This window comes from Sphingomonas parva (ex Maeng et al. 2020), assembly GCF_004564275.1.
GTDB lineage: Bacteria > Pseudomonadota > Alphaproteobacteria > Sphingomonadales > Sphingomonadaceae > Allosphingosinicella > Allosphingosinicella parva.
In genome coordinates this window covers 129,664-152,013 of sequence record NZ_SPDV01000001.1, presented here as the reverse complement: position 1 = coordinate 152,013, position 22,350 = coordinate 129,664, and the positions used below count along the sequence as shown (strand labels likewise).

20 protein-coding genes and 1 tRNA gene are annotated in these 22,350 nt (G+C 68.4%); 10 read left to right on the top strand and 11 right to left on the bottom strand.

Translation table 11 applies throughout. The features are described from left to right. The first annotated feature begins 64 nt into the window (after window positions 1-64). Genes E2493_RS21660 through E2493_RS00680 form a run of 3 tightly spaced genes read left to right on the top strand, consistent with a single transcriptional unit; the run spans window position 65 to window position 2,179 of the window. A complete protein-coding gene (locus tag E2493_RS21660; protein ID WP_225421056.1) occupies window positions 65-475 on the top strand; it encodes an NUDIX hydrolase in 411 nt (136 codons plus the stop codon). Between the two features lie 47 nt (window positions 476-522). Beyond that, entirely contained in the window at window positions 523-1,167 is a 645-nt protein-coding gene (locus tag E2493_RS21655; protein WP_225421055.1) for a DUF47 domain-containing protein, read from the top strand. Window positions 1,168-1,174: 7 nt separating this feature from the next. Then, window positions 1,175-2,179, top strand: a complete 1,005-nt coding sequence (locus tag E2493_RS00680) for an inorganic phosphate transporter (RefSeq protein WP_135082689.1) — start codon at window positions 1,175-1,177, stop codon at window positions 2,177-2,179. 22 nt (window positions 2,180-2,201) lie between these two features. On the opposite strand, the gene E2493_RS00675 is transcribed toward E2493_RS00680, so the two are convergent. Continuing rightward, the gene (locus E2493_RS00675) at window positions 2,202-3,641 is read right to left on the bottom strand and encodes a methyl-accepting chemotaxis protein (protein WP_135082687.1); all 1,440 of its coding nucleotides are present in this window, start codon (window positions 3,639-3,641) and stop codon (window positions 2,202-2,204) included. Between the two features lie 114 nt (window positions 3,642-3,755). On the opposite strand from E2493_RS00675, the gene E2493_RS00670 reads away from it, so the two are divergent. Next, window positions 3,756-4,934 (top strand): vWA domain-containing protein, encoded by a 1,179-nt coding sequence (locus tag E2493_RS00670; protein ID WP_135082685.1) that lies wholly within the window; start codon window positions 3,756-3,758, stop codon window positions 4,932-4,934. On the opposite strand, the gene E2493_RS00665 is transcribed toward E2493_RS00670, so the two are convergent. The 3 genes from E2493_RS00665 to E2493_RS00655 are packed head-to-tail and all read right to left on the bottom strand — an operon-like array spanning window position 4,882 to window position 7,413. Beyond that, window positions 4,882-6,177, bottom strand: a complete 1,296-nt coding sequence (locus tag E2493_RS00665; RefSeq protein ID WP_135082683.1) for a glycosyltransferase family 8 protein — start codon at window positions 6,175-6,177, stop codon at window positions 4,882-4,884. The two genes, E2493_RS00670 and E2493_RS00665, sit on opposite strands and share 53 nt — an antisense overlap. 8 nt (window positions 6,178-6,185) lie before the next feature. Continuing rightward, entirely contained in the window at window positions 6,186-6,473 is a 288-nt protein-coding gene (locus E2493_RS00660) for a PqqD family protein (protein WP_135082681.1), read from the bottom strand. Then, on the bottom strand, window positions 6,430-7,413 hold the full coding sequence (locus E2493_RS00655) for a hypothetical protein (RefSeq protein WP_135082679.1): 984 nt from the start codon (window positions 7,411-7,413) through the stop codon (window positions 6,430-6,432). The genes E2493_RS00660 and E2493_RS00655 overlap by 44 nt, the downstream gene beginning before the upstream one ends. A gap of 67 nt (window positions 7,414-7,480) precedes the next feature. Between E2493_RS00655 and E2493_RS00650 the strand changes: the two genes are divergently transcribed. Continuing rightward, window positions 7,481-8,743 carry a putative 2OG-Fe(II) oxygenase gene (locus tag E2493_RS00650; protein WP_135082677.1) on the top strand — a complete coding sequence of 421 codons (1,263 nt, stop codon included), beginning with the start codon at window positions 7,481-7,483 and terminating at the stop codon, window positions 8,741-8,743. Here E2493_RS00650 and E2493_RS20970 read toward each other — a convergent pair. The 3 genes from E2493_RS20970 to E2493_RS00640 form a co-directional block, all read right to left on the bottom strand. Further along, on the bottom strand, window positions 8,734-8,889 hold the full coding sequence (locus E2493_RS20970) for a hypothetical protein (RefSeq protein ID WP_167737317.1): 156 nt from the start codon (window positions 8,887-8,889) through the stop codon (window positions 8,734-8,736). The two genes, E2493_RS00650 and E2493_RS20970, sit on opposite strands and share 10 nt — an antisense overlap. A 68-nt stretch (window positions 8,890-8,957) precedes the next feature. Next, window positions 8,958-10,157, bottom strand: coding sequence for an exo-beta-N-acetylmuramidase NamZ family protein (locus tag E2493_RS00645; protein WP_135082674.1), 1,200 nt, complete (start codon window positions 10,155-10,157; stop codon window positions 8,958-8,960). Continuing rightward, window positions 10,154-10,798, bottom strand: coding sequence for a DOMON-like domain-containing protein (locus E2493_RS00640; protein ID WP_135082672.1), 645 nt, complete (start codon window positions 10,796-10,798; stop codon window positions 10,154-10,156). Before E2493_RS00640 ends, E2493_RS00645 begins: the two co-directional genes overlap by 4 nt. 117 nt (window positions 10,799-10,915) lie before the next feature. Between E2493_RS00640 and tyrS the strand changes: the two genes are divergently transcribed. Continuing rightward, window positions 10,916-12,133: a tyrosine--tRNA ligase gene (gene tyrS, locus E2493_RS00635; protein ID WP_135082670.1), complete on the top strand. Its 1,218-nt coding sequence runs from the start codon at window positions 10,916-10,918 to the stop codon at window positions 12,131-12,133. Here the strand turns inward: tyrS and recG are convergent. After that, window positions 12,130-14,187: an ATP-dependent DNA helicase RecG gene (gene recG / locus E2493_RS00630; RefSeq protein ID WP_135082668.1), complete on the bottom strand. Its 2,058-nt coding sequence runs from the start codon at window positions 14,185-14,187 to the stop codon at window positions 12,130-12,132. The two genes, tyrS and recG, sit on opposite strands and share 4 nt — an antisense overlap. A gap of 73 nt (window positions 14,188-14,260) precedes the next feature. On the opposite strand from recG, the gene E2493_RS00625 reads away from it, so the two are divergent. Both E2493_RS00625 and mfd read left to right on the top strand, forming a co-directional pair. Further along, window positions 14,261-14,527, top strand: a complete 267-nt coding sequence (locus E2493_RS00625; protein WP_135082666.1) for an FAD assembly factor SdhE — start codon at window positions 14,261-14,263, stop codon at window positions 14,525-14,527. After that, on the top strand, window positions 14,524-17,979 hold the full coding sequence (gene mfd / locus E2493_RS00620) for a transcription-repair coupling factor (protein ID WP_135082664.1): 3,456 nt from the start codon (window positions 14,524-14,526) through the stop codon (window positions 17,977-17,979). Before E2493_RS00625 ends, mfd begins: the two co-directional genes overlap by 4 nt. Here the strand turns inward: mfd and E2493_RS00615 are convergent, their stop codons facing one another. From E2493_RS00615 to E2493_RS00605, 3 genes are read right to left on the bottom strand one after another with little or no spacing between them, the layout of a single operon-like run. Beyond that, on the bottom strand, window positions 17,980-18,528 hold the full coding sequence (locus E2493_RS00615) for a hypothetical protein (protein ID WP_135082662.1): 549 nt from the start codon (window positions 18,526-18,528) through the stop codon (window positions 17,980-17,982). It abuts the gene before it with no gap. 32 nt (window positions 18,529-18,560) lie between these two features. After that, window positions 18,561-18,959 (bottom strand): hypothetical protein, encoded by a 399-nt coding sequence (locus tag E2493_RS00610; RefSeq protein WP_135082659.1) that lies wholly within the window; start codon window positions 18,957-18,959, stop codon window positions 18,561-18,563. Beyond that, the gene (locus E2493_RS00605; protein WP_135082657.1) at window positions 18,959-21,001 is read right to left on the bottom strand and encodes a putative bifunctional diguanylate cyclase/phosphodiesterase; all 2,043 of its coding nucleotides are present in this window, start codon (window positions 20,999-21,001) and stop codon (window positions 18,959-18,961) included. The genes E2493_RS00610 and E2493_RS00605 overlap by 1 nt, the downstream gene beginning before the upstream one ends. 139 nt (window positions 21,002-21,140) lie before the next feature. Between E2493_RS00605 and E2493_RS00600 the strand changes: the two genes are divergently transcribed. Beyond that, a complete protein-coding gene (locus E2493_RS00600) occupies window positions 21,141-21,920 on the top strand; it encodes an NAD kinase (protein WP_135082655.1) in 780 nt (259 codons plus the stop codon). Window positions 21,921-21,996: 76 nt separating this feature from the next. Beyond that, window positions 21,997-22,071: transfer RNA gene (locus E2493_RS00595), tRNA-Asn, on the top strand. The last annotated feature ends 279 nt before the right edge of the window (window positions 22,072-22,350 follow it).

Genomic DNA, 22,350 nt, shown 5'->3' with positions numbered 1-22,350 from the left:
GAAGGGCGGCGGATCGTTCCGCCGCCCTTTTTGTTGCATCCAGAGAGTGTCGGAAGGAGAGTGCGTGGCCGTTCAGTTCGGAGTGGTTCCGGTCCGGATCGCCGAGGGCGAGGTCCGGATCCTGCTCGTCACCTCGCGCGATACCCGGCGCTGGGTCGTGCCACGCGGCAATCCGATCCCCAATCTCTCCCCGGAGCAGACGGCGGCCCAGGAAGCGTTCGAGGAGGCCGGCGTTCGCGGTTCGGTCCGTTCGCCGCCGCTCGGCAGCTATCGCTACGACAAGAGAAAGCGGAGCGGCGTGGTGGTTCCCACCGAGGTGCGGCTGTTCACGATGATGGTCGAGGAAGAGTTGGACTCGTGGCCGGAGCGGAACCAGCGCGAGCGCCGCTGGTTCGCTCCCGACGAGGCGGCCGACGCCGTTCACGAGGCCGACCTCAAGCTCCTGCTGCGGGGCGTGGAAGCCCCGCTTTGCTAAGCGTACCTACTCTGCTAGGCGCGCGCTCGATCACCAGGGGGTAATTGATGCTCAAAGCATTCCAGCGGCTGATGCCCAAGGAAGAACGCTTCTTCGACCTGTTCGCCCGTCACGCGGCGACGATGGTCGGCGGCGCCGACGCGATGGTCCGGATGTTCGCCCGGGAAACGCCGATCGCCGAAAGCTGCAAGGCCATCGGCACGCACGAGAACGAGGCGGACGACGTCACGCGTGAGGTGCTGCTCGCCGTCCGACGCTCGTTCATCACGCCGTTCGATCGCAGCGCGATCACCGGCCTGATCTCGTCGATGGACGATGCCGTGGACGAGATGTGGCAGACCGCGAAGGCGATCACGCTCTACGAGGTCTCCGATTTCGAGCCGCAGATGCACGAGATCGCCAGCCTCGCCGCGGAGGCCGCGCGGCTCGTCGCCCAGGCGGTGCCGCTGCTCCGCAACATCGGCAAGAATGCGACCCAGCTCCACGAGCTGACCGAGCAGATCGTCCACCTCGAAGGCCGCGCCGACGACCTGCACGAGGAGGGCCTGAAGACGCTCTTCCAGACGAATGCGACGACGAAGCCCATGGCCTTCTTCGTCGGCCGCGAGGTCTACAGCCATCTCGAGCGCGTGCTCGACAGGCTGGAGGACGTGGCCGACGAGATCCAGGGCATCGTGATCGATCACGCCTGAACGGCCGATGGAACCCACGCTCGCACTGCCGCTGGTGATCGCGCTGATCGGCATCGCCCTCGCCTTCGATTTCATCAACGGCCTGCACGACGCGGCGAACTCGATCGCCACGGTCGTCTCGACGCGCGTGCTCTCGCCGCAGCTCGCCGTCGTCTGGGCGGCCTTCTTCAACTTCATCGCCTTCCTGTTCTTCGGCCTCCATGTCGCCGAGACGATCGGCAAGGGCATCGTCGATGCGAGCATCATCGATCCGGCGGTGATCTTCGCCGCGCTGACCGGCGCGATCGCCTGGAACGTGATCACCTGGACGCTCGGCATCCCCTCCTCCTCCAGCCACGCGCTGATCGGCGGCCTGCTCGGGGCGGGAGTCACCAAGGCGGGGGTCGGAGTCGTCGTCGCCTCGGGCGTGATCAAGACAACCGTGGCGATCTTCCTGTCGCCGATCCTCGGCATGATCGTCGCGATCCTGCTGGTGGCGCTGACCTCCTGGGTGGCGCGCCCCGCCCCCGCCAAGGCTGCGGACAAGGCGTTCCGGCGGCTGCAATTGGTCTCCGCCGCGCTCTATTCGCTCGGCCACGGTGCCAACGATGCGCAGAAGACGATGGGGATCATCGCCGTGCTGCTCTATTCGCAGGGCTATCTGGGCGGGGAGTTCCACGTGCCCTTGTGGGTGGTGCTGTCGGCGCAGGCGGCGATGGGTCTCGGCACCCTGATGGGCGGCTGGCGGATCGTCCATACGATGGGATCGAAGATCACGCGCCTCACTCCCCACCAGGGCTTCTGCGCCGAAACGGGCGGCGCGATCATGCTGTTTTCGGCGACGTCGCTCGGCGTTCCGGTGTCGACCACCCACACGATCACCGGCGCGATCATGGGCGTCGGTGCGGCGCGGCGGGCCTCGGCGGTGCGCTGGGGCGTGGCCGGCAACATCGTCGTCGCCTGGGTGCTCACCCTGCCGGCGGCGGCGGTGATCGCCGCGATCACTTACGCCGTGACGCGCCTCTTCGCCTGACTTGCCGTGAGGCCGGGGGCGCTCAGATCGAGGATTCGCCCCGGCGGGCGTCGAGGCGCATCTCCTCGTCGCGATAGGCGAGCTCGAAATTGCCCCAGCGCCGGCCGCCGATGTAGAGCGGCACGAAGACGTTCTTGACCGGCAGGAACTGTCCTTCGCCGAGGTTGATGCGGTAGGTGACGAGCATCGCCTCCTTGTCGCTCTCGATCGCCCGACGGGTGGCGTCGTCGATCATGTTGCGGCGGTTGCGGCAGTTCTTGGCGTTCCATGCCGGATCGGAGCTCTGCGGCTGGGAACGGGCGGTCACATGGGTCGGCAAATAGCCGTTCATGTCGCTCATCACGCAGCCGATGTAGCGCGGATCCTCGGCGCTGACCCGATCGAGGACGGCGCGGATGTGGGTGTCCGCCCATTCGCAGAAACGGGTGGTGTACTGGACCGGATCGGTTCCCGGCATGGGCACGTAATCGGTGTCGAACACGTCCTCGAGCGTGACCTCGCCGCGGGCCACGCCCGCTTCGATCAACGACGCGATCTCGCCGGTCACCTGCTGCGACCGCTCGATGAAGACGGTGTCGTCGATCCTGACGCCGCAACTGGCGAGACGATCGAGCATGTCGCCCGAGAGGCGCTCGAGCCGGTTGAGCCGGTCGTGGACGGTATGGAGCTCCCCGCCGTTCTCCCGTGCGTCGACCGCGAAGCTGGAGAGGCCCGATTTGACCCGATCGACGCTCTGCTGGATCAGGCTGGTCGACTGGGCGATGCCATCGGTCTGGCGATCGACCATTGCGACGATGTCGGCGACGTCACGGACGGTGGTGGTGATCGCGGCGAAGCCGCTCTGCGCCTCGCGGCTGCGACTGACTCCGGTCTCGATCTCGCTGGTCACGGCCTCGGCTTCATGGGTGAGGGACGCGACCGTCGCGGCGATCTCGCTGGTCGCCGCGCGCGTATCATGGGCAAGCTTCTTCACCTCGGCCGCGACGACGGCGAAGCTGCGTCCGGACTCTCCGGCGCGCGCCGCCTCGATCGTCGCGTTCAGCGCCAGCATGTTGGTCTTGTAGGCAATGCCCTCGATCGTGCTCGAGACCTTCTGGACCTGGCTCATCGCCTCGGCGAAGCCGGCCATTCTTTCGCCGAGCTGGACGACCAGTTCGGTGAGGCCGCTGAAGATCGAGATGGTATCCTCGATCGCCGCCCTGCCCTGACCCAATTTGTCGCGCGCCTGCTCGGCGAGGATCCGCGCCTCGTCGGTCGATTCGGCGACCCGCGCCTGATCGAGCAACAGCCGGCTGGTGACGTCCTCGAGGCTGTCGAGCATCTTCAGATTGGACGAGATGCGCTCCGAGACGCCCGCCACATAGCCGGAGACGTCGCTGCACTCGATCGCCAGCGAGCCGCAATTGCGTGCGACGGTGCTGATCGCGTTGCCGTCCGGTGCCTCGATCGCTGAACTTGCCACACATCCCCCTGGATTGGTTCGCGCGCACGCTAGGGATGAAGTGTTGAAAGGCCGTTAACCAGCCGTGCGCGCCGCCCGCTGGTACCACCGGCGGCAAGTGGTTAGGTCAAGGGGATGTTCTTCTCGTTCGTCGATGAGCTCCGCAGCGCCGGCATCCCGGCGTCCCTCAAGGAGCATCTCACCCTGCTCGAGGCGCTCGACGCCGAGGTGATCTCCACCCGGCCGGAGGAATTCTATTACCTCGCCCGCGCGACCTTCGTGAAGGACGAGGCGCTGCTCGATCGCTTCGACCAGGTGTTCGCCAAGGTCTTCAAGGGCATCGAAGCGGACTACGGGCCGGACGCGGTGCCGATACCGGAGGAATGGCTGCGCAAGCTGGCCGAGCTCTATCTGACGCCCGAGCAGATGGAGGAAGTGAAGTCGCTCGGCTCGTGGGAAGAGATCATGGAGGCGCTGAAGAAGCGGCTGGAGGAGCAGAAGGAGCGCCACCAGGGCGGCAGCAAGTGGATCGGCACCGGCGGCACCTCCCCGTTCGGCCACGGCGGCTACACTCCGGAGGGCGTGCGGATCGGCGGCGAGGGCCGGCACGGCCGCGCGCTCAAGGTGTGGGACAAGCGCGAGTTCCGGAACCTCGACAATGCGCGCGAGCTCGGCACGCGCAACATCAAGGTCGCGCTGCGCCGGTTACGCCGCTTCGCCCGCGAAGGCGCGGCCGAGGAGCTCGACCTCGAGGGCACGATCGACGGCACCGCCCGGCGCGGCTGGCTCGACATCCAGATGCGCCCGGAACGCCACAATGCCGTGAAGCTCCTGCTCTTCCTCGACGTCGGCGGATCGATGGATCCCCACATCGCGCTCTGCGAGGAATTGTTCTCGGCCGCCACGTCCGAGTTCAAGAACCTCGCGTTCTTCTACTTCCACAATTGCGTTTACGAGAGCCTGTGGAAGGACAACCGGCGGCGGTTCAGCGAGCGGACACCGACTTGGGACGTGCTCCACAAGTTCGGCCACGACTACAAGCTCGTGTTCGTCGGCGATGCGGCGATGAGCCCGTACGAGATCAGCCACGCCGGCGGATCCGTCGAGCATTATAACGAGGAAGCGGGCGCGACCTGGCTGCAGCGAATGGTGACCACCTACCCCTCGGCCGTGTGGCTCAACCCGACGGCGGAGCAATATTGGGGCTATTCCCAGTCCACCCAGATGATTCGCCAGCTGATGCAGGACCGGATGTATCCGCTCACGCTGGAAGGGCTGGACCAGGCGATGCGGACGCTGACCCGCAAGGTCTGAACCGGCTCTCGCCGTCCAGCGCGACCATGTGCAGCAGCCCTGGCGCGTCCCGGGCGGCGGCGCGCACGCCCGCCTTGCTCCAGTCGAGCCGCCGGTAGTCCCCGAGGATGAACTCCGAACAGCCGGCTGCGACCGCCTCGGCGATCGAGACGATCGGGATGCCGTCGAGACTGCCGCCCGAGAACAGCGGATTATCGCTGGCGAAGCACGAAAGGCTCAGCCCCTGCTCGGCCGCGACGATCGCGATCTCGCGCCCGAGCAGGCCGGTGAGCACGACGGCGGGATGCGCCATGCCGCGCGTCCGCGCGGCGTGCACCAGCCTCAGCGCCATCAGCCGCCGCGCCCGCACCGCGGCGGCGCCGTTGGTGAACGCGCCCGGCCAGGCCAGGCCACCGGTGCCATATTCCCGCTCTAGCCGATCCCGCCACGCCTGGTAGGCGACATGCCACGGGCTCAGGCCCTCGACCCCGTCGAGCCACGGCTTGTATGCACCGAGGAAATGCACGACCGCCGGATCGGCCGAAATTGCGGCGAGCTCGCCACCAGGGATGCCGAGCAGTCCGGCCAGGCGCGGGCCGTGCAATCCGGTGAAGTTCCACAAGGGGGGAAGCGCCTTCCAGTCGTCGCGCAGGCAGGCGTTGAGCGGCGTCTGCTCGTTGCTGTACGACAAGGCCGTCGCGCCGCGCGCCGCCGCCTCTTCCTGCCGCCGCCGGATCTCGCCCAGGCATCGCGCCGACAGCCGCTCCGTCCGGCAGCGCTCGAGATCGAGGAGAAGAACCCCGGCGTTGAAATAGCCGTCGGGGAATTCCGCCCGCACCGCGGGCAAGGTGATCATCCAGGGATCGGGTACCGCCGCCAGCGTCCTGCCGTCGAGCGGAAGCGTCCAGAGGGCTGACAGGCAGCGCCGCACCAGCACGTCCGCGTCGAGATAGAGGATGCGGTCGAGATCCGGCAGCAACTCGCCGAGGAATATCCGCCGGTAGGTCGCGAGCGAGGGCAGGCCGTAGGCGCTGGTCGCGTCGAGCGTTTCGCGGCTTTCCGGTGCGGCGTCGATGATCCTGAGCGAGACGCCATGGCGACCGGCAATCGTACGCAGCAATGGTGCGGCCGCCAGGCGGGGGTCGGTCAGCACGTGCAGCCGAACGTCTTCCCGTCGGCTCTCGAGCAAGGACAGGATCGCGATCGCGCCGGGAAGCGCGAGGTGGTCGTCGAAGCAGAAAGCGACGTCGATCGGGCCCGCCATCGCTCGAGTCAGCGGCCGGTCGCGACGATCAGCCCTTCCCCATGAAGGCTGGTGAAATGATCGGCGACCTCCCGCCTGCAGCTCTCCTCGTCGATCTGGTACTGCTCGACCAGGCGCCGGGCGGCTGCGGCCGGGGTGATCGGCTCCCCGAGCAGCTCCCACAGCCGCGCACTCGGCCCATGGAAGGCGAAGCAGGCGCCCGAGGCCGTGTCGAGCGCGTAGACCGCGTCGTCGACCCGCGAGTGCAGGATCTCAGGCCTGCGCTGGACTTCCATGTCGCTGGAGAATTGGTCCATCGTCTTCTCCTCCCCCTTCCGGATGTTCGCCGTGTCGACCGCACTCGCCCGGGAGACGCTGCGCAATGGCTGCGAGCGCCGCCATGTCCCTGCCGTGCGACACCATCACGACCCGCGCCGCCCCGACGAAATCGAGCCATCGACGAAAGAGCGTCTGCGCACAGGGCGCATTCTCGATCAGCTCCGGCATCTTCACGCGATGCTTCCACTCGGCGAGCGCGCGAAACGGCGGCACGGTTTCGAGCGCCGGCGGCCCTTCGCGAAGGCAGATCAACGTGGTGATCGGCACCGGCTGCGCCGATGCCTCCGCCGCCATCGGCAGGAAGTATTTTCCTTCGGCGGTATTGGCCAGGGCGAGGCCCTCGCTGCCCCGTCCGATCGTCCCCAGCGAGCCGGTGGTGAGCTTCAGCCCCCCTGCCCCGCCCCAGGCACACCGCGGATCGACATCGTCGGCAAGCACCAGCATGTCGTCGGCGAGGACGCGGCCGCCCTGCCGGGCGAGCATCGCGGCCAGCGTCGACTTGCCGGCCCCCGACGGCCCGGCCACGGCGATTGCCCCTTCCGAGAGGACTACCGCGCTCGCGTGCAGCGGCAGCAGCCCGCGCTGATAGAGCGCGGCGGTGAGAACCCGGCTCATCAGCCCGTCGGCGATGTTCGAGGGCGAGGAGCCGGGGAGAGGCTCGACCACGATCCGAACCCCGTCGACCGCCTCGTAGCGGAATTGGTCGTAGATCCGGCCGCGCCGGTAGCCTGGGCGTGACTCGAAGCCAGGCTCGACCTGCCCCAGCGCAACGACGAGGTCGGCCGTGCCACCGGTCGCGCACGCCGCCAGTTGCGGAAGCGGGACCTGCGACGCGATGGTGAGGCCGAAGGCGCGGTAGCGCCAGGTGCCGGAAGCCGGGTGAGTGCCCCGATCGAGAACCGGGCCTTGGCAGTCCACGGCGCGAAGAATATCCTCGCCTCCGGTCCATCACAAGCGCCGGACGGTGCCCGCGGGGGAGCTACCGATGACCTATCTCGCCGAGGTTGAGCGCACCCGCGCACAAAGCGCGGTCCTGGAGCTGCTCGCTGGGGCCGCCGCTGCCGCACCGGACGACCTGACCGCGGCGCGCCGCTTCGCCCAGGCCTGCATGCGCAGCAACAACCGACAGCGGGCACCGGGCGCGTGGCGCAACGTGGTCGCCGCCGCACCCGACGATGCGACCGCCTGGGCGGCGTTCGCCACGTCCCTGCTCGAGATCGGGGATGTCGACGGCGCGGTCGCCGCCGGCGAGCAGGCGCTCGCGCTGGCCCCGGACGACGCCGCCGTGCACGCGGCGCTCGGATTCGCGCTGCGCACGCGGGGAGAGCAAGAGCGCGCCGATGCGGTCTTCGAACGCGGCTTCGCGCTCGATCCCACCAGCCCCTATCTCACCCGAGGGGTAGGCCAGGCGCTGATCCGCCGCGGCGACGGCGCCGCCCTTGCGCGCCATTGCGAAGCGGCCCTGGAACGAATGGCGCCGAGCGGTTGGCTGTTCGCCCAGTACACGATCGCACTTGCCCTGCTCGGCCGCCGGCGCACGCTCGCAACGTTGCTCGATTACGATCGCCTGCTGAGGCGCGTCCACCCTGAAGCTCCCGAGGGCTTCGACTCGCTGGACAGCTTTCACGCGGCGCTTCGCGCGGAGCAGGAATCGCTCGGCGCCGTGCCGAGCCGGATCGCCGCGGCCGACGTCGTCCATGGCGCCTTCCGGCTGCCGGGAGGCCTGCAAGGCGCGATCGCAGCCCGCGGCGAGGCCGGCGCGCCGGCGAGCGCTGCCCTGCTCCGCACGTTCGATGCGCAGCAAGCCGATTACGAGCAATGGCTCGCCGCCTCCGGCGAAATCCTCCAGCGGCGCAGCAAGCCGAGCGGCACATGGCTGCACAGCGAGACGGTGATCACGCCCCGCCAAGGCTATGTCGCGCCGCACACCCATGCCTGCACCTGGCTGAGCGGGGTCTATTACGTCGATGTTCCGAAGGGCATGGTGGGCAAGGAGGGCTGCGTCGAGTTCGCTCCGCCAGGGCGCAAGCTCCCGAGCGGCAGCGACATCTGGCCGGTCCTGACGCTGAAGCCCGAGCCTGGCCTGCTCCTGCTCTTTCCCGGCTATTTCTACCATCACGTCCATGCGACGAACGCACCCGGAGATCGGGTGGTCGTGACGTTCGACGTCAAGCCGACCCGCGAATCGCGTCCGCGCGACCTCGATCCCGCGCTGCTCCGGGCAGCGGGGCTCACCGATCAGGAGTAGGTGGTACCGTCGGGACTGCCCGAGGAAGCGCTGTTTTCGGCGTCAGCGGCGGCGATCTTGTCATAGCCCAGCGGCTGCCAGGGCGCTCGTTCGCTCGGTACGGGGGTGGGCTCTTCGCGGTCCGCAGAGGGTGTCGGTTCGCTCATGCTCGCCTCCTCGTCTTGCCAGGCGGCGCAAATTACCCTGTTCCCGCCTTCCGCACAACCGGCGTGCCTCAGTAGAGGAGGTAGCGCGCACGCTCTTCCGCCCAGGCCTGCTCGTCGGGGCCGGCGAGCGCCTCGAGGTCGGCCGGCGTCGAGGCCGGATCGTCGACCCATTCGCGCAGGCCGGTGCCGCCGTTGATCACGTCGATGGCGAGCTTCCCGAACTCATATTCGTACGGGAAGTCGCGCCACAGCGGATAATCCGGCTGCAGGCGGCGGATCGCCTTGAAGCCGAGGGCCTGCAGCCGCCACGGGCGGAACGCCTCGTGATCGTAGAAGCGACCTTCGGGATGGATGTGAACGCCGCTGCACAACTGTCCGACATGCTTGTGAAAAGTCGGTTCGAACCAGATGTCGCGCAAGGCGCAGCCCGCGAGCCATTGCGGGGCGAAGCGACGCATCTCGGCGAGCACGGCCCGCGCGTCGATATCCGGCGCGCCGAAGATCTCGAGCGGGCGCGTGGTGCCCCGCCCCTCGGACAATGTGGCGCCCTCGAGCATGACGGTGCCGGCGTAGGACCGGGCCATGGAGAGGTTGGGCGCGTTCGGACTGGGATTGATCCACACACGGTCGGTCGGCCAGCCGAAGCCCGGCGCCTCGTCGGGGCGATAATCCTCCATCTCGATGACCCGATAGTCGACGTCGAGCTTCATCGTGTCGATGAACCAGCGGCCGAGCTCGCCCAGGGTCAGGCCGTGGCGCATCGGCATCGGCCCGGCGCCGACGAAGCTCTCCCAGCCGCTCTTCAGCGTCGTTCCCTCGATCGGCCTCCCCGCCGGGTTGGGACGATCGAGCACCCATACCGCCTTCTTGTGCTGGGCGGCCGCCTCCAGGATGTAGAGCAGGGTGGTGATGAAGGTGTAAATCCGGCAGCCGAGGTCCTGGAGATCGACCAGCACCACGTCGAACGTGCCCATCGATTGGCCGGTGGGACGGCGAACCTCGCCATAGAGGCTGAAGACGGGGATGTCGTGAACCGGATCGTTGAAGTCCGGCGATTCGACCATGTTGTCCTGCTTGTCGCCGCGCAGGCCGTGCTGCGGGCCGAAAGCGGCACTGAGCTTGATGCCGTCGCAGGCGGCGAGCGCATCGAGGCTGTGGCGAAGATCCTCGGTGACGGATGCCGGGTGCGCGACAAGCGCGACGCGGCGCCCCTCGAGAGGCGCACGCAGCGCAGGGTCGGCGAGAAGGCGGTCGATTCCGAATTTCATGCGGGCCTCGCTGGGGCAAGTTCGAGCGCAAAGCAATCCGGATGGTGGAAATCCGGGTCTCCGGGTGGATGGTTCAGCGCCCAGTAGGAGATCGTGCCGTTCCGTTCCTCGATCACCGCGGAGAGGCCGAGATGCCAGGGCTCGTCGAGCGGCAGCCGGGTTTCCTCCATGTCGAGCGTCGCGGTGAGCAGAAAGAAGGGTGCGGGCACGTTCTCGAGGCCGTCGAGGCCGATGCGGGCGAGCTCCTCGGCGCGCTCGGCATCCACGGAATCGTTGTGGATGAAGGTGCCGATGGCGGGCGAACCGACATATTTCTCCGACTGCATGCCGCTGCGATAGTCGTCGAAACGGTAACAGGACCAGGCACCGGACGGCGCCAGGTTGAACTCGTGATAGGTCCGGCTCGCGCCGACCCTGACGAACGCCTCGAAGCAGGTATGGCGCCAGAGATCGTCGGCCCGGGCCTTCTGCGTGACGTGTTGCGGCGCCTTCAGGGCCCGCAGATTTCCCGACAGGACGTAACGGACGGAGAGCCGCCGCGCGCCTTGCCTGCCGCCGTTTCGCCGCACGTCGACCATTACCGCATCGAACGCGCCGCTCGGTGTGTCCGGATGACATCGGAGCTGAAGACGCTGCACCATGTGCGCGGCGTAGGAAAAGCGGCCACCGGGGGCAAGCGGCCCGTCGCCCAGGTCCGTCCGAGCGCCCCATTCCGGCGCTTTCCTGTTGCGGCGCACCCATGCTAACCGGCGCCGGCCATGACCTACCGATCCGATCTTCTTCGCCTGCTCGACGAGCGCGGCTATATCCATCAGGTGACCGATGCGGAGGGCCTCGACGCCCTCGCCGCGAAGGAGGTCGTGCCGGGCTATATCGGCTTCGACGCCACGGCGCCGTCGCTGCACGTCGGATCGCTCGTCCAAATCATGATGCTTCGGCGTCTCCAGCAGGCCGGCCACAAGCCGATCGTGCTGATGGGCGGCGGCACGTCCAAGATCGGTGATCCGAGCTTCAAGGACGAAGCCCGCAAGCTGCTCACCGCCGAGACGATCAACGCCAACATCGCGTCGATCAAGCGCGTGTTCGAGCATTTCCTCACCTTCGGCGATGGCCCGAGCGACGCGGTGATGGTCGACAATGCCGAGTGGCTCGACAAGCTCGAGTACATCCCGTTCCTGCGGGAGATCGGCCAGCACTTCTCGGTCAACCGGATGCTCAGCTTCGACAGCGTCAAGCTTCGCCTCGACCGCGAGCAGTCGCTGAGCTTCCTCGAGTTCAACTACATGATTCTCCAGGGCTACGACTTCCTGGAGCTGTCGCGGCGCGCCGCTTGCCGGCTGCAGCTCGGCGGCTCCGACCAATGGGGCAATATCGTCAACGGCATCGAGCTCACCCGCCGGGTCGATTCGACCCAGGTATTCGGCCTGACGACGCCGCTGATCACCACCGCCGACGGCGGCAAGATGGGCAAGACGACGAGCGGCGCCGTGTGGCTCAACCCGGACCAGCTCAGCCCCTATGATTACTGGCAGTTCTGGCGGAACACCCAGGATGCCGACGTCGGTCGTTTCCTGCGCCTGTTCACCGATCTGCCGCTCGACGAGATCGCCCGGCTCGAGCGCCTCGAAGGCAGCGAGATCAACGACGCCAAGAAGGTGCTCGCCGACGCCGCCACCGCCATGGCGCATGGCGAAGCCGCGGCACGCGACGCCGCGGAGACCGCACGCCGGACCTTCGAGGAAGGGGCTGCGGGCGAGAGTCTGCCGACGATCAAAATTCCCGCCGAAGGAATCACGATCGTCCAGGCGAATACGGCGCTCGGCTTTGCGGCGTCCAACAAGGAAGTGCGGCGCAAGCTCGACGAGGGCGCGATCCGGGTCAACGACGAGGAGGTTCGCGACCCGACCTATGTCGTGAAGCCCGGCGACAAGGTGAGCTTCGGCCGCAAGAAGCACGGCATGGTGGCGGCGGCCTAACCGCTCCTGAGCAGCCCCACCGCGGCGTCGCGCTCCATCAGATAGAGAAGCACCCGCGCCGCCTGCCCGCGGGGCCCCTCGAGGCCGCCGTCGCGGTCGACGAGGAGGCGGGCGTCGTCGCTCGCGATCGGTACCAGCGCCTGGATCTGCTCGGGCGAGGCGAGGCGGAACTGCGCCTCTCCGGACTGGCGGGTGCCGAGGATCTCGCCGGCGCCGCGCAGCCGCAAATCCTCCTCGGCGATGCGGAAGCCGTCGTTGGTCTCGCGCATCAGCGCCAGGCGGGCACGGCCGGTCTCGCTCAGCGCGTTCCCGCGCAGCAGCAGACAGACGGAGCGCCCCTCCCCCCGCCCGACCCGGCCGCGAAGCTGGTGGAGCTGGGCAAGCCCGAAGCGCTCGGCGCCCTCGACGATCATCAGGGTGGCGTTCGGCACGTCGACGCCGACCTCGATCACCGTGGTCGCCACCAGCACGGCGAGCTCCGCGCGCTGGAAGGCCGCCATCACCGCGTCCTTCTCCGGCCCCTTCATGCGGCCATGGACGAGGCCGACGCGGCCGGGAAAGATCCGGCCGAGCGCCTCGGCGCGATCCTCGGCCGCCGCCTGATCGGACGCTTCGCTCTCCTCGACCAGCGGGCAGACCCAATAGGCCTGTCCTCCGCCGACGACATGGCGTCCGAGCGCATCGACGATCTCCGGCAGGCGATCGACGCTCATCACGCGCGTCTCGATCGGCTGGCGACCGGGCGGCATCTCGTCGAGCGGGCTGACGTCCATCTCGCCATAATGGGTGAGCGTCAGCGTCCGCGGGATCGGCGTCGCCGTCATCACCAGCAGATGCGGCGGTCGCTCCGCTTTCTCGGCGAGCATCATTCGCTGCGCCACGCCGAAGCGGTGCTGCTCGTCGATCACGGCAAGGCCGAGGCGGCGATAGCTCACCGCCTGCTGGAAGATGGCGTGCGTCCCGACCAGGATGTCGATCGAGCCGTCCGCCAGGCCCATCAGCGTCGATTCGCGGGCCTTGCCCTTGTCGCGTCCGGTGAGGATCGCAACCGTGACCGGCAGCCCGGCGAGCTGGCGCGAGATCGTCTCGAAATGCTGGCGGGCGAGAATCTCCGTCGGCGCCAGCAGCGCCGCCTGCGCCCCGGCCTCGACGGCCGCAAGCATGGCCATCACGGCGACCAGCGTCTTGCCGGATCCGACGTCCCCCTGGAGCAGCCGCAGCATCGGCACCTGCTGCGCGAGGTCGCCCTCGATCTCGGCGATAGCGCGGCTCTGCGCCCCGGTCGGGCGGTAAGGCAGCTTCAGCGCGGCCCGCAGCCTGCCGTCGCCCTGCAGCGGCTGGCCCTTGCGCCTGCGCGACGACGCGCGGACCAGCATCAGGGCGAGCTGGTTGGCGAAGATCTCGTCATAGGCAAGGCGCTCGCGCGCCTTGGCTTCGGCGGGATCCTTGTGAGCGCGCCGCAGCGCCTCGGTCCAGGCCGGCCAGCCGTGCCGCGCGAGCAGGCTCGGCTCGACCCACTCGGCGAGCTCCGGCGCCCGCGCCACGGCCTGCGCCGCGAAATCGCCGAGCCGCCGGTTGGTGAGCCCCTCGGACAGAGGATAGACAGGCTCCCGCTCGGGCAGATCGGCCGCTTCCTCGGGAGGAAGCACGTGGTCCGGATGGACCATCTGCAGCTCCTGCCCGTAGGTGTCGAGCCGGCCCGAGACGATTTTCGTCTCGCCCAGCGGGAGCTGCTTGCGCCCGCAGCCGGGATTGTTGAAATAGGTGAGCGTCAGCCGTGTGCCGGCGGCATCGACGGCGTGGACCTTGAACGGCCCCCTGCCCCCACTCTGCCGGTATTCCACCGGCGTGACGGCGATCGTCACGATCCGCCCGGCGTCCTCGATGTCGAGCCGCTCCACCCGCTTCCGCTCGATCCAGCTGACCGGCAGGTGGAACAGCACGTCGACGACGCGGGCGAGCTCGAGCCGCTTGAGCGGCTTCGCCAGGCCCGGGCCGACGCCCTTCAACGCCTCGACCTCGGCGAACAGCGGATTGAGTATGTCGGGGCGCATAACTAGATGGGCGTCGTAGCCAATGCCGGCCGGGTTCGCAAAGCCCGTGCGGGCCCATCTCCTGTGGAGCTCCATGGATCGCGAACCCCGCCTGAAACGTCTCCGCTTTCGTGCCTGGCACCGCGGCACCAAGGAAGCGGACCTGCTGATCGGCGGTTTCTTCGACGCCTGCTCTGCAAGCTGGGACGAGAGCGAGATCGCCTGGTTCGAGGCCCTGCTCGAGGAACAGGACGTCGACATCATGGCCTGGGCGATCGGCACGGCGCCGCCGCCGCCTGCCTTCGATGGGGAAATGATGCGCCGTCTTCAGAACGTGAATTATATAAAGCACGCTAAGTGACTGATCTTCCAATAATTCTGAAAGCCGACAAGCCGATCACCCTGGCCGGAGCGCCGGCCGGGTTCCTGCCCTGGCTGGCTGCCGATCTCGCGCGCGCCGCGAAAGGCCGCGCCGTGTTCGTCGCACCGGACGAAGCCGCCATGCGGCACATCGCCGATGCGGCCGCCTATTTCGCGCCGGAGCTGGAAGTGCCCACGTTCCCGGCGTGGGACTGCCTTCCCTATGATCGCAGCTCGCCGTCGCTGCGCGCCTCGTCCGAGCGGCTGGCGACGCTTCACGCGCTCCAGCGCAAGAGCAGCAAGCCGCAGCTTCTCGTCACCACCGTCAATGCGGCGACCCAGCGGACGCTGACCCCCTTCCGGATTCGTCAGCTGGTGGCACGGCTCGCCCCGGGCGAGCGGATTGATCTCGACCGCCTGACGGCCCTGCTCACCGCCAACGGCTATCACCGCACCGACACGGTCCATGATGCGGGCGAGTTCGCGGTACGCGGCGGCATCGTCGATCTGTTCCCGGCCGGCGAGACCGAGGGCTTGCGGCTCGACTTCTTCGGAGACGAGATCGAGAGCGTCCGGCGCTTCGATCCCGCCACCCAGCGGACCAGCGGCACCGTCGAAGGCTTCACTCTCCTTCCCGCCTCCGAGACCTTGCTCGACGAGGACAGCATCAAGCGCTTCCGCTCGCATTACCGCGAGAAGTTCGGCGCCACCGCCACCGGCGATCCGCTCTACCAGGCAGTGTCCGAAGGGCGGCGCCTGGCCGGGCTCGACCATTGGCTGCCGCTGTTCGAGGAGCGGCTCGACACGCTGTTCGACCATCTCTCGGCCGACGACATCGTCGTCCGCGACACCCATGACGCCGGCGCCGCCGAGGCGCGGTTCGAGGCGATCGCCGATTATTACCAGAACCGCGCCCGCGCCCAATCGTCGGACCCGGGCAGCTACCGTCCGCTCGAGCCGGAGACCCTCTACCTGACCCGCGACGAGTGGCAGCGCCTGATCGAGGACCGCCCGCTCCACCTCGCCACGCCGTTCCACGAGCCGGAGAGCGCGCGGGTTCTCGATTTCGGGGTCGACGCCGCGCGGGACTTCGCGCCGGAGCGCTCTCAGAACGCCAACGTCTACGAGGCGGTGGTCGAGCATGTCGCCGCTCTTCGGCGCGCGAAGAAGAAGGTCGTGCTGGCGAGCTACTCGGTCGGCTCGCGCGAGCGGCTGAAGGGCCTGCTCGCCGACCACGGCCTCAAGAAGGCGGCCGAGGCGGACAGCTGGCAGGAGGCCCAGGGCGCCGCCGCCCAGGGCGGAGTCGCACTCGCGGTGCTGCCCCTCGACCACGGCTTCACCACCGGCGACCTCGCCCTGCTCACCGAGCAAGACATGCTCGGCGACCGGCTCGTTCGCCGCCGCAAGCGCAAGAAATCGGCCGATGCGTTTCTCAGCGAACTGGCGACGCTCTCTCCGGGCGATCTCGTCGTCCATGCCGACCACGGCATCGGGCGGTACGAGGGGCTAACCCAGATCCCGGTCGGCACCAGCCCACACGATTGCGTCGCGCTCGAATATGCCGGCGGCGACAAGCTCTACGTGCCGGTCGAGAATATCGACATCCTCTCGCGCTACGGCAACGAGAGCGACGGCGTCACGCTCGACCGTCTCGGCGGCGAGGCCTGGCAGCGGCGCAAGGCGCGGATGAAGGAGCGGATCCGCGAGATCGCGGGCGAGCTCATCCGCACCGCGGCCGAGCGGGCCCTGCGCCCGGCGCCGGTCGCCGAGACCGACACCGGCTTCGCCGCCTTCGTCGACCGCTTTCCTTACGAGGAAACCGAGGACCAGGAGCGGGCGATCGACGACGTGGTCGGCGATCTCGCCGCGGGCAAGCCGATGGACCGCCTGGTCTGCGGCGACGTCGGCTTCGGCAAGACCGAGGTCGCGTTGCGTGCCGCCTTCGTTGCGGCGATGGCCGGCATGCAGGTCGCCCTGGTCTGTCCGACCACGCTGCTCGCCCGCCAGCATTACAACAATTTCAAGGAACGCTTTCAGGGCTTCCCGATCGAGATCGGCCGCCTCTCGCGCCTGGTGACCGCGAAGGAGGCGAAGGAGACGCGCGATGGGCTTGCCGCCGGCAAGGTCGACATCGTCATCGGCACGCACGCGCTGCTCGCCAAATCGGTCGAGTTCAAGAACCTCGGCCTCGTCATCGTCGACGAGGAGCAGCGCTTCGGCGTCACCCATAAGGAGCGGCTGAAGGCGATGAAGGCGGACGTCCACGTCCTCACCCTCACCGCTACGCCGATCCCGCGCACGCTGCAGATGGCGATGTCCGGCCTGCGCGAGCTCTCGGTCATCCAGACCCCCCCGGTCGACCGCCTGGCGGTGCGCACCTACGTCATGCCCTGGGACCCGGTCGTGCTGCGCGAGGCGCTGCTGCGCGAACATTATCGTGGCGGCCAGGCCTATTTCGTCGCGCCGCGTGTCGCCGACCTGCCCGACATCGAGCAGTTCCTGCGCGACGAGGTGCCGGAGGTGAAGTTCATCACCGCGCACGGCCAGATGGCCCCGACCGAGGTCGAGGAGAGGATGAGCGCCTTTTACGACCGCAAGTACGACGTGCTGCTTTCGACCACGATCGTCGAAAGCGGACTCGACATCCCCTCGGCCAACACCCTGATCATCCACCGCGCCGACCGCTTCGGCCTCGCCCAGCTCTACCAGCTGCGCGGCCGCGTCGGCCGCTCGAAGACCCGCGCCTACGCCTATTTCACGACGCCGGAGACGCGCACCGTCACCGAAGCCGCCGACAAGCGGCTCCAGGTGCTGGCGAATCTCGATTCGCTCGGCGCCGGCTTTCAGCTCGCCAGCCACGACCTCGACATCCGCGGCGCGGGGAACCTGCTCGGCGACGAGCAATCGGGCCATATCAAGGAGGTCGGGTTCGAGCTCTACCAGTCGATGCTGGAGGACGCGATCCTCGAGGCGAAATCGGGCGGCGCGCTGAAGCCGGCCGACGATTTCTCGCCGCAGATCACCGTCGACGCGCCGATCCTGATCCCCGAGGAATATGTTCCCGACCTCGACCTGCGCATGGGCCTCTACCGGCGCATGAACGAGTTCGAGACCGCGGCCGAGCTCGAGCCGTTCGCCGCCGAGCTGATCGACCGTTTCGGCAAGCTCCCGGCGGAGACCGACAATCTGCTCAAGGTGATCGAGATCAAGCTCAATTGCCGCAAGGCCTCGGTGGTAAAGCTGGACGTCGGCCCGAAGGGCGCACTCGTCCACTTCCACAACGACCACTTCCCCGATCTCCAGGGGCTGATCGCCTATGTCCAGCGCCTCAAGGGGACGGCGAAGCTCAGGCCGGACAGCAAGCTGGTGATCGCGCGCAACTGGCCGGATCCCGCCGCGCGGATCAATGGCGCGCTGCAGCTCTCCAAGGGGCTGGCGCGGATCGTCGGCTGATCATTCGAGGTAGAACGCCGGGAAGCTGCCGCCGACCGGGCCCTTGTTGAGACGCACCCGATGCCAGCGCGCGCTGTCGATGGGCGAATTATCTGCGCGGAAGCGCCACGTGCGCTTGATCCCCTTGGTCAGGCGCTTGTCCACGCCTGGCATATTGGTACTGCCAAGCAGACGCGCCTCGATCACCCTGCCGCTCTCGGAGAGGCGCACGCAGGCGAATAGCGGCCGCCCCTGGTCGGCTGTCGGGTCGAAGCCTTCTGGCAGCGGCGCCTCGGCGAGTACGACGGAGCTTCCGACTGCGGGCGATGGGCAGTGTGGTTCCGCGGCCGCCGGGACCGGGAACTCGCCGGGATCGTCCACGAAGGGCTTCCATTGGGAGATGGGTATCACCCGGATCGACGCACCTCCGCTCGGCAAGAAGCCACGACACTCCCTGTACGGGCACCATTGCCCTGCATTGAGTGCCATCGTCATGGCGACCCAGAGGAGGAGAAGCCCGAACAAGGCGCCGTAACCCGAGGCAACATGTTCACCGACGGTCAAGCGCATACAGTGATGTTATATCATCATTGCACTCGGGTCTAGAGACTCACCACCTCGGCTTCCTGCCCCTCCTGCTCTTCCCACACCGCCTCGCGGTGCATCTCGAAGGTGCCGTCGAGCTGCACGAGACTCCATACGCCGCTGACCGTATTGCCGTCTCCCGAGACGCGGCCGACGTAATCGACGGCGTGGGCGGCATCGCTCGCGCCGTCATAGACCTTGATGAAATCGATGACAGTTCCGGTGCGGCTGCCGCGGAGCACCGCCTCCAGACTGTCGCTCGACAGGCCCATCGTGTTGGGCTCGATGATCGTGCCGGAGAGCGCGCCGCCGTCATCCTCGATCCGCGCGAGGAACGGCGTCGTCGGCCCGGCTCCAGCAGGATAGGCAAAGCGCCCCATCCACAGACCGCTGAGGTTGAGCGGCCCATCGGCCATCAGGGACGCGCCAGCATCGCCAGGGATTCCACGTCGACCGGCGGCGAGCAGAGGAAGCCCTGGTAGAGGTTGCAGCCTTCGCGCGCGAGCAGCGCGAGCTGCTCCTCGGTTTCGACCCCTTCGGCGACGACGCCGAGGCCGAGTGAACGCGCCATGTCGATGACGCTGCGCACGACGATGCGGTCCCGCGGCGAGCCGCTGATGTCCTCGACCAGCTTCTTGTCGATCTTGAGATAATCGAGCGGCAGGGCCTTGAGATAGGCGAGGCTCGAATAGCCGGTGCCGAAATCGTCGATCGCGACCCGGAAGCCGTGCTGGCGCAGGCCCGCGAGCAGATTGCCGGCGGCGCCGAGATCCTCGATCAGCCCCCCTTCGGTCACCTCGACCGTCAACCGCTCGGCAGGAAAGCCCGTCTCGGTCACGAGACGAACGAACTGATCGGCGAAATTCGGGCGGACGATGTCGGCGGCGGTGATGTTGACCGCGAGGCGAAGCGCGGAGAGCGCGTCCGGCCAAGCGGCGGCGGAGGCGATCGCCTTGCGCTGGACGTGATCGGAGAGCTGGACGAGGTAATCGGAGCGTTCGGCGACGCTGAACAGGGTGACGGCGCCGAGCTCGCCGAATTGCGGGTGGCGCCAGCGGGCCAGGGCCTCGGCGCCGACCACGCGTCCGGTCGCGATCGCGATCTGCGGCTGGAACAGGATCTCGATTTCGTCCTGGTCGAGCGCGCGCCGCAGGTCGATCTCGAGCCGGTCGCCGCGCGCGCTGTCGTTCGCGGCATCCGAATCGAGCACGCGGATCGGCGCGGCCTCCGCCGCCTTGGCTTCGGCGAGGGCGGCGCTGCCGCGGCGGAGGAGGCTCGCGGCGTCGTCGCCCGGCTCGGCCGCAACCACGCCGATCCGGCTGCCGAGCGTCACGACGTGATCGCCCGACATGAACGGACGCGCCGTCGCCTCGACCAATTGGCCGGCGAGGAAGCGTCCCTCGGCGAGGCCGGCGGGCGCCCCGAGCAGCACCGCGAACTCCGCCCCGGCGATGCGGGCGACCAGGCGGGTCCGCCCATCCGGATCGACCGACCGCTCGATCCGGCGGGCGGCGGCCTGCAGCACGTCGTCCCCGATCGCCCGCCCGAAGGCGGCGTTGATCGCGTCGAACCGGCTGACGCTGAGCAGCAGCAGGATGAGCGACGGCTGCGGGCCCTCGGCGCCGGACGCGAGCTGCCGCTCGATCCAGCTCCGCGCCTCGCGCGCGCTCCTCAGCCCGGTCAGCGGATCGCGCCCCGAGGCCGCCGCGGCGCCCTCGGGCGCGAGAATGGCCTCGGTCCGCCCGACCACGCCGGCATCGTCCACCCGCATATGATGCGCGAGCCGGGTGCCGCCCCCTGCGCTCTCGGCCGCCAGGTCGGAATGGGCGAACGCCGTCGACTGGCCGGTGGCGAGCAGGCGATCGACCGCGCCCCGCGCCGCGCGGCGGCCGTCGGCGTCGAGCTTGCGGAACAGCTCCATCAGGCTGATCCGCTGCCCCTGCTCCTCGCCCAGGCCGGCCCGGCGGGCAAGCGCCGGGCTGAGCTCGACGGTCGAGGAGCCGGGCTGCCAGCGCCAGGACGCCCCGTCCGCCGAAACGGCGTCGCGGCGACGCCCGCGGCGGCCGCCGCCGACCCGCTCGGCATGGCGCTGGGCGAACTGGACCGCCTGGAGGAACTGCTGCTCGCTGAACGGGCTGACCAGGAAGTGGGTGGCGCCGCGCGCGAACAGGTCCTCGAGCGCGTCCTCGTCGGTTCGCGACAGGAGGACGAGCAAGGCGGCGGCATTGGCTTCGACCGGATCTGCGAGCGAACGCACCGCATCCTGGCCTTCGGCGAGCGCGCCGCGGGCATCGACGACGCAGACCGCCGAGCCGGAGGAGATGAAGCGGCTCTCGGCATTGTCGGCGCGCCGCGCGGCGATCGGCTGCCAGCCCGCGCGTTCGGCGGTGGCCGTGAGCTCGTCGCGGTGGCGGAAGGACAGGATGTACAGCGGCGCAGAACCGCCCGCAGCCCGCATTCCCAACCTCCTGTCCCCCCGATCCATCGGGCCTTGCTCTACTCTCGGCTCGGGCCCTCAACAATCGGTTTAGATCGGGCGATTCGTTCTGGGACACCTGGCTTGCCGTGGCAGGGCGCACCCACTAGCAAGACGGGCGATGACAGCCGCGGAAAGACCCACCGCCCTTCTCGCCTCGGATACCGAGGCTGCGCAGCAGGCGGAGGCCGAGCTTCGCCGGAGCTACAATTTCGTGCCCCTGGCCGAGGCCGAGCAGATCATCGCCCTGGGCGGCGACGGTTTCCTGCTCCACACGCTGCACGGCATGCTGAAGGGTCGGCGCATCCTGCCGATCTTCGGCATGAATCTCGGCACGGTCGGCTTCCTGATGAACGAATGGCAGGTGGAAGGACTGCGCGAGCGGGTCGATGCCGCCCGCGCCTTCAAGGTGGCGCCGCTCAGGATGGAAGCCGTGACCGTCGATGGCGAGCGCATCGTCCACCCCGCGATCAACGAGGTCTCGCTGCTGCGCGAGACGCGCCAGACCGCCTGGATCGAGATTTCGGTGAACGATCGCGTCGTGCTCCCGCAACTGGTCTGTGACGGCGTCCTGGTGGCGACACCGGCAGGATCGACCGCCTACAATCTGTCCGCCCAGGGCCCGATCCTGCCGCTCGGCTCTAACCTCGTCGCGCTGACCCCGATCAGCCCGTTCCGCCCCCGCCGCTGGCACGGCGCGCTGATCCCCGACGAATTCAGCATCCTGTTCCGCGCGATCGACCCGACCAAGCGTCCCGTCTCGGCGGTCGCCGACCAGCTGGAGGTGCGCGAGGTGGAGACGGTGGCGGTGTCGGTCGATCGCAGCATCGAGCTCACCCTGCTGTTCGATCCCGACCATGCGCTCGACGAACGGATCACGATGGAGCAGTTCATCGCTTGAAAAAACCGGGGCCGGGACGCTTGCGCGTCTGGAAAAGTTGCGGCATAGGCCCCGCCACGGGCTGAGGCTTGGTCATTCCGGCGTGGCGCAGCGGTAGCGCAGCGGACTGTTAATCCGTTGGTCGTAGGTTCGAATCCTACCGCCGGAGCCACCAGGCACTCAGCCCCGTGTTTTCGAAATCGCCCCGGTTTTCCGGGGCTTTTTTGTTCCTGCACAAACACGGCGTGAAGTCGCACGGGGACCGTGGCCGGAGACCGCAGCGGCGTCTCTGGGCGCGCGACGAGGCCGCCGACGCCGGACGGGCGCTCGCCTCGAACGGCCTGCCGCAGACCCACCCCGCCTTCCCTGCCCGCCTCCGCGAATTCGCCCCGCTTTCAGGCGCTTGCCGGTTTCCCGATCACGATCCGGAGCCGGAACATTGTCCGCGCGC

Excerpts from the sequence above, each read along its gene's own strand:
- tyrS (WP_135082670.1), top strand. The coding sequence starts at position 10,916 with ATGACCTACCGATCCGATCTTCTTCGCCTGCTCGACGAGCGCGGCTAT.
- E2493_RS20970 (WP_167737317.1), bottom strand. The coding sequence starts at position 8,889 with ATGAGCGAACCGACACCCTCTGCGGACCGCGAAGAGCCCACCCCCGTA.
- E2493_RS00600 (WP_135082655.1), top strand. The coding sequence starts at position 21,141 with ATGACAGCCGCGGAAAGACCCACCGCCCTTCTCGCCTCGGATACCGAG.
- E2493_RS00625 (WP_135082666.1), top strand. The coding sequence starts at position 14,261 with ATGGATCGCGAACCCCGCCTGAAACGTCTCCGCTTTCGTGCCTGGCAC.
- E2493_RS00615 (WP_135082662.1), bottom strand. The coding sequence starts at position 18,528 with ATGCGCTTGACCGTCGGTGAACATGTTGCCTCGGGTTACGGCGCCTTG.
- E2493_RS00645 (WP_135082674.1), bottom strand. The coding sequence starts at position 10,157 with ATGAAATTCGGAATCGACCGCCTTCTCGCCGACCCTGCGCTGCGTGCG.
- E2493_RS00610 (WP_135082659.1), bottom strand. The coding sequence starts at position 18,959 with ATGGCCGATGGGCCGCTCAACCTCAGCGGTCTGTGGATGGGGCGCTTT.
- E2493_RS00640 (WP_135082672.1), bottom strand. The coding sequence starts at position 10,798 with ATGGTGCAGCGTCTTCAGCTCCGATGTCATCCGGACACACCGAGCGGC.
- E2493_RS00680 (WP_135082689.1), top strand. The coding sequence starts at position 1,175 with ATGGAACCCACGCTCGCACTGCCGCTGGTGATCGCGCTGATCGGCATC.
- E2493_RS21655 (WP_225421055.1), top strand. The coding sequence starts at position 523 with ATGCTCAAAGCATTCCAGCGGCTGATGCCCAAGGAAGAACGCTTCTTC.
- E2493_RS00670 (WP_135082685.1), top strand. The coding sequence starts at position 3,756 with ATGTTCTTCTCGTTCGTCGATGAGCTCCGCAGCGCCGGCATCCCGGCG.
- recG (WP_135082668.1), bottom strand. The coding sequence starts at position 14,187 with ATGCGCCCCGACATACTCAATCCGCTGTTCGCCGAGGTCGAGGCGTTG.
- E2493_RS00650 (WP_135082677.1), top strand. The coding sequence starts at position 7,481 with ATGACCTATCTCGCCGAGGTTGAGCGCACCCGCGCACAAAGCGCGGTC.
- E2493_RS00605 (WP_135082657.1), bottom strand. The coding sequence starts at position 21,001 with ATGCGGGCTGCGGGCGGTTCTGCGCCGCTGTACATCCTGTCCTTCCGC.
- E2493_RS00660 (WP_135082681.1), bottom strand. The coding sequence starts at position 6,473 with ATGGACCAATTCTCCAGCGACATGGAAGTCCAGCGCAGGCCTGAGATC.
- E2493_RS00665 (WP_135082683.1), bottom strand. The coding sequence starts at position 6,177 with ATGGCGGGCCCGATCGACGTCGCTTTCTGCTTCGACGACCACCTCGCG.